General features: G+C 72.0%; 12 protein-coding genes. 7 read left to right on the top strand and 5 right to left on the bottom strand.

Going from position 1 to position 13,727, the window contains the following annotated elements:
* Positions 1-89 precede the first annotated feature (89 nt).
* Complete coding sequence (locus ACWD35_RS29415; protein ID WP_451354342.1) at positions 90-1,733, bottom strand: ABC-F family ATP-binding cassette domain-containing protein; 1,644 nt, start codon at positions 1,731-1,733, stop codon at positions 90-92.
* A 312-nt stretch (positions 1,734-2,045) separates the two neighbouring features.
* Positions 2,046-2,462 (bottom strand): SsgA family sporulation/cell division regulator, encoded by a 417-nt coding sequence (locus ACWD35_RS29420; protein ID WP_451354343.1) that lies wholly within the window; start codon positions 2,460-2,462, stop codon positions 2,046-2,048.
* A 218-nt stretch (positions 2,463-2,680) separates the two neighbouring features.
* Between ACWD35_RS29420 and ACWD35_RS29425 the strand changes: the two genes are divergently transcribed.
* A complete protein-coding gene (locus ACWD35_RS29425) occupies positions 2,681-3,784 on the top strand; it encodes a WD40/YVTN/BNR-like repeat-containing protein (protein WP_451354344.1) in 1,104 nt (367 codons plus the stop codon).
* A 70-nt stretch (positions 3,785-3,854) separates the two neighbouring features.
* Positions 3,855-4,187, top strand: a complete 333-nt coding sequence (locus ACWD35_RS29430) for a plasmid stabilization protein (protein WP_451354345.1) — start codon at positions 3,855-3,857, stop codon at positions 4,185-4,187.
* 11 nt (positions 4,188-4,198) lie between these two features.
* Here ACWD35_RS29430 and ACWD35_RS29435 read toward each other — a convergent pair whose 3' ends face one another.
* Positions 4,199-4,495: a YciI family protein gene (locus ACWD35_RS29435; protein ID WP_451354346.1), complete on the bottom strand. Its 297-nt coding sequence runs from the start codon at positions 4,493-4,495 to the stop codon at positions 4,199-4,201.
* A 60-nt stretch (positions 4,496-4,555) separates the two neighbouring features.
* On the opposite strand from ACWD35_RS29435, the gene ACWD35_RS29440 reads away from it, so the two are divergent.
* Positions 4,556-5,263 carry an endonuclease V gene (locus tag ACWD35_RS29440; RefSeq protein ID WP_451354347.1) on the top strand — a complete coding sequence of 236 codons (708 nt, stop codon included), beginning with the start codon at positions 4,556-4,558 and terminating at the stop codon, positions 5,261-5,263.
* A gap of 12 nt (positions 5,264-5,275) precedes the next feature.
* Here the strand turns inward: ACWD35_RS29440 and ACWD35_RS29445 are convergent, their stop codons facing one another.
* Positions 5,276-6,454, bottom strand: a complete 1,179-nt coding sequence (locus tag ACWD35_RS29445; RefSeq protein ID WP_451354348.1) for a saccharopine dehydrogenase family protein — start codon at positions 6,452-6,454, stop codon at positions 5,276-5,278.
* Between the two features lie 211 nt (positions 6,455-6,665).
* Here ACWD35_RS29445 and ACWD35_RS29450 point away from each other — a divergent pair, with 211 nt between their 5' ends.
* The 3 genes from ACWD35_RS29450 to ACWD35_RS29460 are packed head-to-tail and all read left to right on the top strand — an operon-like array spanning position 6,666 to position 11,319.
* Positions 6,666-7,838 carry a CaiB/BaiF CoA transferase family protein gene (locus ACWD35_RS29450; RefSeq protein ID WP_451354349.1) on the top strand — a complete coding sequence of 391 codons (1,173 nt, stop codon included), beginning with the start codon at positions 6,666-6,668 and terminating at the stop codon, positions 7,836-7,838.
* Positions 7,839-7,873: 35 nt separating this feature from the next.
* Positions 7,874-9,088, top strand: coding sequence for an acetyl-CoA C-acetyltransferase (locus ACWD35_RS29455; RefSeq protein ID WP_451354350.1), 1,215 nt, complete (start codon positions 7,874-7,876; stop codon positions 9,086-9,088).
* Positions 9,089-9,135: 47 nt separating this feature from the next.
* The gene (locus ACWD35_RS29460; protein ID WP_451354351.1) at positions 9,136-11,319 is read left to right on the top strand and encodes a 3-hydroxyacyl-CoA dehydrogenase NAD-binding domain-containing protein; all 2,184 of its coding nucleotides are present in this window, start codon (positions 9,136-9,138) and stop codon (positions 11,317-11,319) included.
* Here the strand turns inward: ACWD35_RS29460 and ACWD35_RS29465 are convergent.
* Positions 11,305-12,030, bottom strand: coding sequence for a MerR family transcriptional regulator (locus ACWD35_RS29465; RefSeq protein ID WP_451354352.1), 726 nt, complete (start codon positions 12,028-12,030; stop codon positions 11,305-11,307). The genes ACWD35_RS29460 and ACWD35_RS29465 overlap by 15 nt on opposite strands.
* 214 nt (positions 12,031-12,244) lie before the next feature.
* On the opposite strand from ACWD35_RS29465, the gene ACWD35_RS29470 reads away from it, so the two are divergent.
* Positions 12,245-13,711 carry an amino acid permease gene (locus tag ACWD35_RS29470; protein ID WP_451354353.1) on the top strand — a complete coding sequence of 489 codons (1,467 nt, stop codon included), beginning with the start codon at positions 12,245-12,247 and terminating at the stop codon, positions 13,709-13,711.
* Positions 13,712-13,727: the final 16 nt, after the last annotated feature.

Genomic DNA, 13,727 nt, shown 5'->3' on the forward strand with positions numbered 1-13,727 from the left:
CGGGCCAGGGCAAAACCCTCGTTGTCAGGCTGTGGCCCTCCTGAGATGAGCCATGTCCACGCCCTGCCCGGACTCCTGCCCGCATACGGCTACTCGAGGCTCGCGATCGTCTCGGGCGTGACCTCCCTCAGTTCTCCCTCCTCCATCAGCAGCCAGCGCGTGATGCCGGCCGACTCCAGGAACGGCAGATCGTGGCTGGCCACGATCAGGGCGCCCGCGTACGACTCCAGGGCGCTGGTCAGCTGCCGCACGCTCGCCATGTCCAGGTTGTTCGTCGGCTCGTCCAGCAACAGCAACTGGGGCGCGGGCTCGGCCAGCATCAGCGCGGCCAGGGCGGCGCGGAAGCGCTCGCCGCCGGAGAGCGTGGCCGCCTGCTGGTCGGCGCGGGTGCCCCGGAACAGGAAGCGGGCCAGGCGCGCCCGGATCCGGTTGTTGGTGGCGCCCGGCGCGAACCGGGCGACGTTCTGGGCGACGGTCAGTTCGTCGTCCAGCACATCGAGCCGCTGGGGCAGGAACCGCAGCGGGACGTGGGCCGTCGCCTCGCCGGCCGTCGGTGCCAGCTGCCCGGCGACGGTCCGCAGCAGCGTGGTCTTGCCGGCGCCGTTGCGGCCGATCAGCGCGATCCGCTCCGGACCGCGCAGGTCGAACACCCCGTCCACGCGCGCCCCGTGGGCCAACTCCAGGTTCTCCAGAGTGAGCACCTGCCGGCCGGGCGGTACGGCGGTGTACGGCAGGTCGACGCGGATCTCGTCGTCGTCCCGTACGGCCTCCGCCGCCTCGTCCAGCCGTTCCCTGGCCTCGGCGAGCTTCTCCTCGTGCATGATGCGGTGCTTGCCGGCCGCGACCTGGGCCTGGCGTTTGCGCTCGCCCATGACGATCTTCGGCTCGCGCTTGTTGTCCCACATCTTCTGCCCGTACCGCTTGCGGCGGGCCAACTTGACCTGGGCATCGGCCAGTTCGCGTTTCTGCTTGCGCAGGTCCGCCTCGGCGACGCGCACCATCCGTTCGGCTGCCTCCTGTTCGACGGCGAGGGCGTCCTCGTAGGCCGAGAAGTTGCCGCCGTACCAGGTGACCTCGCCGGTGCGCAGTTCCGCGATCTGGTCGACCAGGTCGAGGAGTTCGCGGTCGTGGCTGACCACGATCAGCACGCCCGGCCAGGAGGCGACGGCCGCGTACAGCCGCCGGCGCGCGTACAGGTCGAGGTTGTTGGTGGGTTCGTCGAGGAGCAGCGCGTCGGGGCGGCGCAGCAGCAGCGCGGCCAGGCGCAGCAGCACCGACTCGCCGCCGGACACCTCGCCGACGGTGCGGTCCAGGCCGATGTGGCCGAGGCCGAGCTCGCCGAGGGTGACCAGGGCGCGCTCCTCGACGTCCCAGTCGTCGCCGACCGTCTCGAAGTGCTCCTCGGCGACGTCGCCCGCCTCGATGGCGTGCAGCGCGGCCCGCCGGGCGGCGATGCCGAGTGCCTCGTCGACGCGGAGCGCGGTGTCGAGGGTGACGTTCTGCGGGAGGCAGCCGATCTCGCCGGCCGCCTTGACCGTGCCGTCGACGGGGGTGAGTTCCCCGGCGAGCAGCTTCAACAGGGTTGACTTCCCCGACCCGTTGACGCCGACGAGCCCGGTCCTGCCGGGTCCGAAGGCGATGTCGAGGCCGTCGAAGACGGGCGTGCCGTCGGGCCAGGCGAAGGACAGGGACGTGGCGGAGAGGGACGCAGAGGAAGCAGACGAAGTAGACATGGAGGCCTCGCGGTTGCTGGGTGCGGTCTGGGCGGGTGCGTGTCGAGACACCGCGAGGCGGGAACCGGGGACCGGAGGCACGGGTTGGCCGGCACATCAGGCCAAAAGGGCCATGAAAAAGGGCCTGTGCCCGTCGGGGGACGGCTCGGACGCCGAGGTCGTACGCCACGCACACCTCACCGGTGTGAACGCGGTGTCTCGGGACCTCAGACGAGCAACGTCCTTCTCCAATCGACGGCAACAGGACCGATGTACACCGTAGGAGGGGCCGGGAGGGGTGTCAACGCAATTGATCCCGGCTCCCAAGGGCTCTCAGCAGGCGTCCCGCATCAGCTCGGCCAGATCGCGGTCGAGGTCGAACTGGAGGTGCTCCAGACCGACCGGCACCAGCGCGCCGGCCGCCTCCAGGAACCGCCGGATCTCACCCGAGCGCACATGCACGACCGCGGTGCCCTCGGGGGCGTGGAACTCCAGCACCGTGCGGTCGTAGCCGTACGGCCGCACCCGGACGTCCCCGTGCCCCTCGGGGCCCTCCAGCCCGGCGGCGAGCAGTTCCCGGGAGAAGGTCCAGCAGACGTCGACGCCCTCCAGGGTGGCCGGCGCCGGGAACGTCATCCGGACGGCGAACGGGTCGCGCCGGTCGTAGCACAGCGTGGCCGGAATGTGTGACATGCGCGGCGCGGCGGCGACAAGGCGGGCCTCTACTGGCTGCTCGATGACGGTGGACAACGCCTTGCTCCCTTGTGACGGCTGGACTGCTTCCGGGCGGGTGAGGCCTGGTACTGGATGAGACGACGGAATCCCCGGATCCGTGCGTACAGGACGAGTGACCTCGGTCACCGTTTTCATGCACGGAAGCGACTCGGCTGTCCTGCCGTGCCGGGCGCGGCAGTTGGGGCGGCCGGGGCTCTGGACGGCGCCGGGGGAGTGGGCTAGCTTCGCCCGCCATGAGGCGCTTGGGGAGCACGCGACGCAGGGGACGGGCGAACAGACTGGTGGCGGCGGGGGCGGCGTGCGGGGCGGTGCTGGCCGCGCTGACGGGTCCGGCCGCCGCGGCCGGGCCACCCGGCCACGAGGGCGTGCACTGGGCGCCGAAGGACAGCGGCGCGCCGCAGGTACGTTTCCGGGGGCTGTCCGCCATCGACCGGGACACCGCCTGGCTGGCCGGCACCGGCGGCACGGTGCTGCGCACCACGGACGGCGGGGCGAGCTGGCGGAACGTCTCTCCGCCAGGTGCGGCGGACCTCCAGTTCCGCGACGTCCAGGCGTTCGACGCGCGCCGCGCGGTGGTGCTGGCCATCGGCGAGGGCGAGGCGTCCCGGGTCTACCGCACCGACGACGGCGGAGCGACCTGGACGGAGTCCTTCCGCAACACCGACCCGCGGGCGTTCTACGACTGCGTAGCCTTCTTCGACCGCCGTCACGGCCTCGCCGTGAGCGACCCGGTGGACGGCAGGTTCCGCATCCTGTCGACCGGCGACGGCGGGCGCACCTGGCGTGTCCTGCCCGCCGACGGCATGCCGGCCGCCCTGGACGGCGAGGCGGGCTTCGCGGCCAGCGGCCAGTGCCTGGTCACCTCCGGCCCGGCGGACGCATGGCTGGCCACCGGCGGCGGCGCCCACGCGCGCGTGCTGCACTCCGCCGACCGCGGACTGACCTGGACGGCCGCCGACACACCGGTCCCGGCCGGCGACCCGGCGCGCGGCGTCTTCGCGCTCGCCTTCCGCGACCGCACCCACGGCCTCGCCGTCGGCGGCGACTACCGCGCCGACCAGCCCTCGCCGCAGGCCGCCGCGGTCAGCGCCGACGGCGGTCGCAGCTGGCAGCCCGCCGCCGCACCCCCGCCCGCCTACCGCTCCGGCGCCGCCTGGCTCCCGCACAGCCGCACCACCGCGCTCGCCGTCGGCCCCACCGGCACCGACCTGACCACCGACGGCGGCCGGAGCTGGCGCACGATCGACACCGGCTCCTACGACACCGTCACCTGCACAACCGACCTGAGCTGCTGGGCGGCGGGCGAGCGGGGGCGAGTGGCCCGGCTGGAACGCTGAGACCGAGCCCCGCGGGTACTCGTCCGCTGTCGCACCACGAGAACGAGGCAGCGAAAGGAAGCGAGCGGTCATGCCCGCGGGTTCCAGCGCCAAACGGGAGCGCCAGTACGAACACATCAAGGAGAGCGCCGAGGAGCGGGGCGAGAGCGCCGAACGGGCCAAGGAGATCGCGGCCCGGACGGTCAACAAGGAACGCGCCCGCTCCGGCGAGGCCAAGACCGCCAGCCGCAGCTCGACCCAGGACATGTCCTCCGGCAGGCGTGGCGGCCAGAGGTCCGGCAAGGGCTCCGGAGGCCCGACCTACGACCAGCTGTACAACGAGGCCAGGCAGCGCGGCATCGAGGGCCGCTCCGACATGAACAAGGCCCAGCTGCAGCGCGCGCTGAACGCGAAGAAGGGCTGAACCCGCCGGGCTCAGACCAGCGTCTGCCGGTGGTGTGCCAGCTCGGCGGCCGTCTTCGTGGCGATGAACTCCGTGACGCGGTACGCGCACACTCCGGCGGCGACGAACGGGTCGCCCGCGACGAGCTCCTCGATGCGGGCCCGGTCCTCCGCGACGGCCAGGATCACCCCGCCGTCGCGGGGGTTCTTGCGCCCCGAGGCGAGGAAGAAGCCGTTCTCGTACTGCTCTTCCAGCCACGTCATATGGTCCGGCAGCACGGCGTCCACGGCGTCGAGCGGCGCGGTGTAGGTCAGCTCCAGTACGAACATGATCACGAGACTACCCCCAGGGCCCCGCGCGCCGTCGTGGGCCGTACAGTCGGGCCCACCATGACGACCGTACGCGTACCCGCGGGCTGGCCCGCGACCGAGGAAGAGGCCCGCGCCGTACAGGACGGACTGCGCGGGCGGGTGGTGCTCGACGAGCCGGGACCGCCGCCCGGGGCGGGCCGGGTCACGGGCGTGGACGTCGCCTACGACGACGAGCGCGACCTCGTCGCCGCGGCGGCCGTGGTGCTGGACGCGGCGACCCTGGAGGTCGTGGCCGAGGCGACGGCCGTCGGCCGGGTGTCCTTCCCGTACGTGCCCGGACTCCTCGCCTTCCGTGAACTCCCCACCGTCCGGGCCGCCCTGGACGCGCTGCCCTGCCCGCCCGGCCTCGTCGTGTGCGACGGCTACGGCCTGGCCCACCCGCGCCGTTTCGGCCTCGCCAGCCACCTCGGCGTGCTCACCGGCCTGCCCACCATCGGCGTCGCCAAGAACCCGTTCACCTTCACCTACGACGACCCGGACCCCGCGCGGGGCAGCTCCACGCCGCTCCTCGCGGGCACCGAGGAGGTCGGCCGCGCCCTGCGCACCCAGGACGGCATCAAGCCGGTCTTCGTCTCCGTCGGCCACCGCGTGAGCCTCGGCAACGCCCTGGCGCACACCCTCGCGCTGACCCCGCGCTACCGGCTGCCGGAGACCACCCGCAGGGCGGACGCCCTGTGCCGGCGGGCGCTTCAGGAGGCGGCGACGCGCCAGGCGCCGGCCTCCTGACACGCCAGGCCGTCAGTGCGTCGCGGCCACCCGGAAGGTGATGCCCGCCGCGCGCAGCCGCCGGGTCAGCGCGTCGCCCATGGCCTGTGCCGTGGTGACCTGGCCGGCCGTGGGCGGGAGATCGTCGCAGAGCAGGGCGAGGGCCGCCTCGGCGAACATCTTCGCCGTCTCGTCGTAGCCGGGGTCGCCGCCCGCGACCTCCGTGAACACGCGCCGGCCGCCGCCCTCGCCGACGAAGCGCACCGTGAACCAGCTCTTCGCCCGCTTCTCGGCGCTCGGGCCGTCCCCGGGCCGGAGCCGGTCCGACAACCAGCGCCGGGCTGGCGGCAGTTGTGCTGCCACCGCCACCGTGCCGACGGCCGCGACCCCGCCCAGGGCGACCGGCAGGTGCCGGACGGCGGCGTAGTGCCGGTACCGGAAGTCCGGGCCGTACCGGTCCAGGGCCGCCGCCGAGCGGCGCACGATCTGCGGGTCGACGGTGGGCAGCGGCAGCGCCCACGCGCCGATCTCCTTGGCGAACTTCGGCGTGCCCGCCGGAGCCGAGGCCCGGCGTCCCATCAGGCGCGGCTCGTGCCGGCGGCGGTCGCGCGCGGCGGCGGCCATCTGCCGCCCGCGCGCGAACTGGTTCAGCGCGGAGGCCAGGGTGCCGCCGGAGAAGGCCGCGTCGGCGGTGACGTACCCGTCCACGGTCAGCGGCACCCCCTCCGGCAGCTGCTGGACCGTGAAGTACGCGCCCAGGTCGTGCGGGACCGAGTCGAAGCCGCAGGCGTGCAGCAGCCGGGCGCCCGTCTCCCGCGCGCGTGCGTCGTGCCGGACGTACATCAGGTCCACGAACTCCGGCTCGCCGGTCAGATCGAGGTAGTCGGTGCCGGCGTCCGCGCAGGCGGCGACCAGTTCCTCGCCGTAGAGGATGTACGGCCCCACGGTCGTGGCCACCACGCGCGCGTGCCCGGCGAGGGCGCGCAGGGTGGCCGGTTCGGCGACGTCGGCCCGCAGCACCCCGATGCCGGAGCCGCCCGGCAGCCGGTCGCGCAGCTGCTCCAGCTTGCGCTCGTCACGGCCCGCGATCGCCCAGCGCAGCCCCTCGGGGGCGTGGTCCGCGAGGTACTCGGCCGTGAGCGTGCCGACGAAGCCGGTGGCTCCGAAGAGCACGAGGTCGTAGGGACGGTCCGTCCTTTTCAGCCTGCTCATGACACCCCTTGGTCGTGCGGTCCGCGCCGTTGTCGGTGGCCGAGGTTAGCGTGAGGTGTGCGGAGCCGGACGGCCACCCCGGACCCGACGGAGGCACTTCCCGGGCACTTGGCTAAGCGCTTGCTCGTTAGGGCTTGTGTCCGGTGGAACGCGTTCTTAGCATCACCGGTGTTACATCAGTTGTGTCACACGCGTTTGGGGGCTGAACGGCATGACCACGGCAAAGACGCCAGGGGCGCCGAGCACGACGGGCGACGGCCCGCTCAGCGGCGTGCGCGTGGTGGAGCTGGCCGGCATCGGGCCGGGCCCGTTCGCCGCCATGCTCCTCGCCGACCTGGGCGCCGACGTGGTGCGCGTGGACCGTCCGGGCGGCCCGGGCCTCGGGATCGACCCCGCGCACGACGTGACGAACCGCAACAAGCGCTCCGTGATCGTCGACCTCAAGGCACCGGACGGCCCCGCGCGCGTCCTGGATCTCGCCGAACGGGCCGACATCCTCATCGAGGGCTACCGCCCCGGCGTGGCCGAGCGCCTCGGCGTCGGCCCCGACGCCTGCCACGCCCGCAACCCCCGTCTGGTCTACGGCCGGATGACCGGCTGGGGCCAGGAAGGCCCCCTCGCCGACCGCGCCGGGCACGACGTGGCGTACATCGCCCTGACCGGCACCCTCGGCATGATCGGCCGCCCGGACGAGCCCCCGGCCGTTCCCGTCAACCTGCTCGGCGACTACGCGGGCGGCTCCCTCTACCTGGTCGTCGGCGTCCTCGCCGCGCTGCACCACGCGCGCGCGACCGGCGCCGGGCAGGTCGTGGACGCGGCCATCGTGGACGGCACCGCGCACCTGTCCGCGATGATCCACGGCATGCTGGCCGCCGGCTCCTGGCAGGACCGGCGCGGCGCCAACCTCCTGGACGGCGGCTGCCCGTACTACGGCACCTACGAGACCGCCGACGGCCGGTACATGGCGGTCGGCGCCCTGGAGGGGCAGTTCTACGCGGAGTTCGTGCGCCTGATGGACCTGGACGACCTGGCCCCGGCGCACCACGACTGGACCCGCTGGGGTGAAGTGCGCGAGCGCGTCGCCGCCCGTTTCAAGTGCCGCACCCGGGACGAGTGGACGGCCGTCTTCGAGGGCTCGGACGCCTGCGTGGCCCCCGTGCTGTCCCTGGGCGAGGCCCCGCACCACCCGCACCTGGCCGCGCGCGGCACCTTCACCGACCACGGCGGCCTCACCCAGCCGGCCCCCGCCCCCCGCTTCTCGGCGACCCCGACCACCGTCCGCACCGGCCCGGCCCTGCCGGGCGCCGACGAGGAGACGGTGGCGCGGGACTGGGGAATACCGGAACTGGCGAACGAGGACCCCGCAGCCCCGCACACCCACTGATCCGCCCGGCACCCACCCTCCCGAAAGGCACCTCCGTGAGCACCGAAGCGTACGTGTACGACGCGATCCGCACCCCGCGTGGCCGCGGCAAGGCGAACGGCGCCCTGCACGGCACGAAGCCCATCGACCTGGTCGTCGGCCTCATCCACGAGCTCCGGGACCGCTTCCCGGGCCTCGACCCGGCCGCGATCGACGACATCGTGCTCGGTGTCGTCGGCCCGGTCGGCGACCAGGGCTCCGACATCGCCCGGATCGCCGCGATCGCCGCGGGCCTGCCGGACACCGTCGCCGGCGTCCAGGAGAACCGCTTCTGTGCCTCCGGCCTGGAGGCCGTCAACCTGGCGGCCGTCAAGGTCCGTTCGGGCTGGGAGGACCTGGTCCTGGCCGGCGGCGTGGAGTCCATGTCCCGCGTGCCCATGGCCTCTGATGGCGGCGCCTGGTTCAACGACCCGATGACGAACCTCGCCGTCAACTTCGTGCCGCAGGGCATCGGCGCCGACCTGATCGCCACCATCGGGGGCTTCACCCGCCGGGATGTCGACGAGTACGCCGCCCTGTCCCAGGAGCGCGCCGCGACCGCCTGGAAGGAGGGCCGCTTCGACCGCTCCGTCGTCCCCGTCAAGGACCGCAGCGGCCTGGTCGTCCTCGACCACGACGAGCACCTGCGCCCCGGCACCACCGCCGACTCCCTCGCCAAGCTGAAGCCGTCGTTCGCGGACATCGGCGAGCTGGGCGGCTTCGACGCCGTCGCGCTGCAGAAGTACCACTGGGTGGAGAAGATCGACCACGTCCACCACGCGGGCAACTCCTCCGGCATCGTGGACGGTGCCTCGCTGGTCGCGATCGGCTCCAAGGAGGTCGGCGAGCGCTACGGCCTCACCCCGCGCGCGCGGATCGTCTCCGCCGCCGTCTCCGGCTCCGAGCCCACCATCATGCTCACCGGTCCCGCCCCCGCCACCCGCAAGGCGCTCGCCAAGGCCGGGCTGACCATCGACGACATCGACCTGGTCGAGATCAACGAGGCGTTCGCCGCGGTCGTGCTGCGCTTCGTGGAGGACATGGGCCTCAGCCTGGACAAGGTCAACGTCAACGGCGGCGCCATCGCCCTCGGCCACCCGCTGGGCGCGACCGGCGCGATGATCCTCGGCTCGCTCATCGACGAGCTGGAGCGCCAGGACAAGCGCTACGGCCTCGCCACCCTGTGCGTGGGCGGTGGCATGGGCATCGCCACCATCGTCGAGCGCATCTGAACTCCCCGCGGAACCACGAGACTTCAGACTTCAACGGAGACGAAGACATGACCGAGAGCACCACCATCCGCTGGGAGCAGGACGACACCGGTGTCGTCACCCTCGTCCTGGACGACCCCAACCAGTCCGCGAACACCATGAACCAGGCGTTCCGCGACTCCCTCGCCGCGATCACCGACCGCCTGGAGGCGGAGCAGGAGACCGTCCGCGGCATCATCTTCACCTCCGCGAAGAAGACCTTCTTCGCGGGCGGCGACCTGCGCGACCTGATCCGGGTCACCCCCGAGACCGCCCAGGACCTGTTCGACGGCGGCCTCGCCATCAAGCGCAACCTGCGCCGCATCGAGACCCTCGGCAAGCCGGTCGTCGCCGCGATCAACGGCGCCGCCCTGGGCGGCGGCTTCGAACTGGCCCTCGCCTGCCATCACCGGGTCGCCCTCGACACCTCCGGCACCAAGATCGGCTGCCCGGAGGTCACCCTCGGCCTGCTCCCCGGCGGCGGCGGAGTCGTCCGCACCGTACGGCTGCTGGGCATCACGGACGCCCTGCTGAAGGTGCTCCTCCAGGGCCAGCAGTACAACGCCCGGCGCGCCCAGGAGAACGGCCTCGTCCACGAGGTCGCCGCCACGCCCGAGGAACTGCTGGCCAAGGCGCGCGCCTTCATCGACGCCAACCCCGAGTCGCAGCAGCCCTGGGACAAGCCCGGCTACAAGATCCCCGGCGGCACGCCCGCCAACCCGAAGTTCGCCGCCAACCTGCCGGCCTTCCCGGCCACCCTGCGCAAGCAGACGAACGGCGCCCCCTACCCGGCCCCGCGCAACATCCTCGCCGCGGCCGTCGAGGGCGCCCAGGTCGACTTCGAGACCGCCCAGGTCATCGAGGCCCGCTACTTCGTGGAGCTGGCCGCCGGGCAGACCTCGAAGAACATGATCCAGGCGTTCTTCTTCGACCTCCAGGCCGTCAACTCCGGCGCCAACCGGCCCAAGGGCATCGAGCCCCGCCCGGTCCGCAAGGTCGCCGTGCTCGGCGCCGGCATGATGGGCGCGGGCATCGCCTACTCGTGCGCCCGCGCGGGCATCGACGTCGTCCTCAAGGACGTCTCCGCGGAGGCCGCCGCCAAGGGCAAGGGTTACTCCGAGAAGCTGTGCGCCAAGGCCGTCGCCAAGGGCCGTACCACCCAGGAGAAGGCCGACGCGCTGCTCGCCCGCATCACGCCCACCGGGGACGCGTCCGACCTCGCGGGCTGCGACGCGGTCATCGAGGCCGTTTTCGAGGACACCTCCCTCAAGCACAAGGTCTTCCAGGAGATCGAGTCCGTCGTCGACCCCGACGCGCTGCTGTGCTCCAACACCTCCACGCTCCCCATCACCACCCTCGCCGAAGGCGTGGAACGCCAGGCCGACTTCATCGGACTGCACTTCTTCTCGCCCGTCGACAAGATGCCGCTCGTCGAGATCATCAAGGGCGAGCGCACCGGCGACGAGGCGCTCGCGCGCGCCTTCGACCTGGTCCGGCAGATCAACAAGACGCCGATCGTCGTCAACGACTCGCGCGGCTTCTTCACCTCCCGGGTGATCGGCCACTTCATCAACGAGGGCGTCGCCATGGTCGGCGAGGGCATCGAGCCCGCCTCCGTGGAGCAGGCCGCCGCCCAGGCCGGCTACCCGGCGAAGGTCCTCTCCCTCATGGACGAGCTGACCCTCACCCTCCCGCGCAAGATCCGGGGCGAGACCCGGCGGGCCGTCGAGGAGGCGGGCGGCACCTGGACCGCGCACCCGGCGGATACGATCATCGACCGCATGGTCGACGAGTTCGGCCGCCCGGGCCGCAGCGGCGGCGCCGGCTTCTACGACTACGCCGAGGACGGCAAGCGGGCCGGGCTGTGGCCGGGGCTGCGCGAGCACTTCACCAAGCCCGGGTACGAGATCCCGTTCCGGGACATGCAGGAGCGGATGCTCTTCGCCGAGGCGCTCGACACCGTACGGCTCCTCGAAGAGGGCGTCCTGACCTCCGTTGCCGACGCCAACATCGGCTCGATCTTCGGCATCGGCTTCCCGGGCTGGACCGGCGGTGTGCTCCAGTACATCAATGGCTACGAAGGTGGCCTGCCCGGATTCGTGGCCCGCGCGCGGGAACTCGCCGAGCGCTACGGCGAGCGGTTCACGCCGCCCGCGCTGCTGGTGCAGAAGGCCGAGAAGGGGGAGCCCTTCAGCGACTCAGCCCGCTCCTGACCCGGTGAGCCACTCGCTCAGCTCTTCCCGCAGCGAGCGCTGGAACGTCGTCAGCAGCGCCTGCACCACCAGGGGGTGCATGTGCGCCGACAGGGACTTCACGTCCCGGGCGTCACGCTCCGCCACCTCGCCGCGGAAGAGCTGGGCCAGTTCGTGAGCCGCGGCGCGCGAGTGCTCCACGAGCACCTTGCGCGCCGCGAGGATCGCCTCCTGCGACAGCGGTACGTCGAGGAGCTGGAGACCGAGGCGGAGCAGCCCGGCGTCGACGCGGACCTCGTCCTCGTCCCCGTCTCCTGACACGAGGACGTTCATCGCCGCCAGCCGCTCCAGGTCTTCGGCGGCGAGGGGCCGTCCCGCCCGCCGCTCCAGCTCCCGCAGGGACACCGTCTCCACCGCGTCCGGCGCCCAGGACGCGACCACCGCGCGGTGGATGGCCAGGTCGTGCGGGGTGAGGTCCGACGGCAGCTGCCGCAGGTACCGCTCGATGGCCGCCAGGGTCATGCCCTGCTGCTGAAGCTCCTCGATGAGGGCCAGCCGCGCCACGTGCCCGGGACCGTAGTGCCCCACCCGCCGCGGACCGATCACCGGCGGCGGAAGCAGCCCCTTGCTGCCGTAGAAGCGGACGGTGCGGACCGTGACGCCCGCCTGCGCGGCCAGCTCGTCGATGGTGAGGGCGGGCTCCTCGGTACCGGTCGTCGCGTCGGTCGTCATGTGCAGCAGTATCGCTGTCTCACCAAAAGTGTGAAACCCGGGGGAGGTCGTGTGAGAAGTAACGCTCTGTGACCTGGACCACCGTATATCCGGCGCGCTCTCTGGGAAGCTGCTGGCTTGGTCTGTACCGCGACTCACCAGGGTGGTGCGGGCCGAGAACATACGGACACCCGGGCCCACGAGGTCCGGGCGCACCAGGAAAGTGGTACCACCTTTGAGCAAGGACGCCCTGGACACGGCACAGGCCGTGGCCTCCCCCCAGGCGACCGCGAAGCCCGCGGACGCGGGCGACGCCGGTTACAGCAAGGACCTCAAGGCCCGCCACGTCAACATGATCGCCATCGGCGGCGCCATCGGTACCGGCCTCCTCCTGGGCGCCGGCGGCCGGCTGCACAACGCGGGCCCCGCCCTCGCGCTGGCCTACCTGGTCTGCGGCGTCTTCGCCTTCTTCGTCGTCCGGGCCCTCGGCGAGCTGGTCCTGTACCGGCCGTCCTCCGGTTCCTTCGTGTCCTACGCGCGCGAGTTCCTCGGGGAGAAGGGCGCCTACGTCGCCGGCTGGATGTACTTCCTGAACTGGTCGACGACCGGCATCGCCGACATCACCGCGATCGCGCTCTACACGCACTACTGGAGCATGTTCACGAGCGTCCCCCAGTGGGTGCTCGCGCTGATCGCCCTCGCGGTGGTCCTGGCCGTGAACCTGATCTCCGTGAAGATCTTCGGTGAGCTGGAGTTCTGGTTCGCGATCATCAAGGTCGCCACCATCGTCGGCTTCATGCTGATCGGCATCTTCCTGGTCGCCACCCAGCACAAGGTCGGCGGCCACACTCCCGGCCTGAACATGATCACCGACCACGGCGGGCTCTTCCCGCACGGCGTGATGCCGGTCGTCCTGGTCATGCAGGGCGTGATCTTCGCGTACGCGGCGCTGGAGCTGGTCGGTGTCGCCGCCGGCGAGACCGCCGAGCCGGAGAAGGTCGTCCCGCGCGCGGTGAACTCGATCATGTGGCGCGTGGGCCTGTTCTACGTCGGCTCGGTCGTCCTGCTCGCCCTGCTGCTGCCCGGTTCGGTCTACCAGGCCGGCGAGAGCCCGTTCGTGACGGTCCTGTCCAAGATCGGCGTCTCCGGCGCCGGTGACGTGATGAACCTGGTGGTCCTCACCGCCGCCATGTCCTCGCTGAACTCCGGCCTGTACTCCACCGGCCGCATCCTGCGCTCCATGGCGATGTCCGGCTCCGCGCCGAAGTTCACCGCCCGGATGAACCGCAACCAGGTCCCCTACGGCGGCATCCTGCTGACCTGCGCGGTCTGCGTGCTCGGCGTCGGCCTGAACTACCTGATGCCCAGCCAGGCCTTCGAGATCGTGCTGGAGGTCGCCTCGCTCGGCATCATCAGCACCTGGGTGATCATCATGCTCTGCCACATGATCTTCGTCCGGCGCGCCAAGGCCGGCCTGGTCACCCGGCCGCACTTCCGGCTCAAGGGCAGCCCGTACACGGAGATCGTCACGATCGCCTTCCTGCTGTTCTGCCTCGGCATGATGTGGAACGACCCGGAGGTCGGGCGCAAGACCCTCATGCTGATCCCGGTCCTCGCCGTCCTGCTGGTCGCCGGCTGGTTCGCGGTACGCCGCCGGGTCAACCAGAGCACCGACGAGGAACTGTCGCAGCTCACGAAGTAGCAGCTCACTGCCACTG

It is taken from the genome of Streptomyces sp. NPDC002671 (assembly GCF_053592475.1).

Bases quoted from the DNA above. Each gene is read 5' to 3' on its own strand.
- ACWD35_RS29415 (WP_451354342.1), bottom strand. From the start codon at position 1,733: ATGTCTACTTCGTCTGCTTCCTCTGCGTCCCTCTCCGCCACGTCCCTG.
- ACWD35_RS29425 (WP_451354344.1), top strand. From the start codon at position 2,681: ATGAGGCGCTTGGGGAGCACGCGACGCAGGGGACGGGCGAACAGACTG.
- ACWD35_RS29430 (WP_451354345.1), top strand. From the start codon at position 3,855: ATGCCCGCGGGTTCCAGCGCCAAACGGGAGCGCCAGTACGAACACATC.
- ACWD35_RS29435 (WP_451354346.1), bottom strand. From the start codon at position 4,495: ATGTTCGTACTGGAGCTGACCTACACCGCGCCGCTCGACGCCGTGGAC.
- ACWD35_RS29440 (WP_451354347.1), top strand. From the start codon at position 4,556: ATGACGACCGTACGCGTACCCGCGGGCTGGCCCGCGACCGAGGAAGAG.
- ACWD35_RS29445 (WP_451354348.1), bottom strand. From the start codon at position 6,454: ATGAGCAGGCTGAAAAGGACGGACCGTCCCTACGACCTCGTGCTCTTC.
- ACWD35_RS29450 (WP_451354349.1), top strand. From the start codon at position 6,666: ATGACCACGGCAAAGACGCCAGGGGCGCCGAGCACGACGGGCGACGGC.
- ACWD35_RS29460 (WP_451354351.1), top strand. From the start codon at position 9,136: ATGACCGAGAGCACCACCATCCGCTGGGAGCAGGACGACACCGGTGTC.
- ACWD35_RS29465 (WP_451354352.1), bottom strand. From the start codon at position 12,030: ATGACGACCGACGCGACGACCGGTACCGAGGAGCCCGCCCTCACCATC.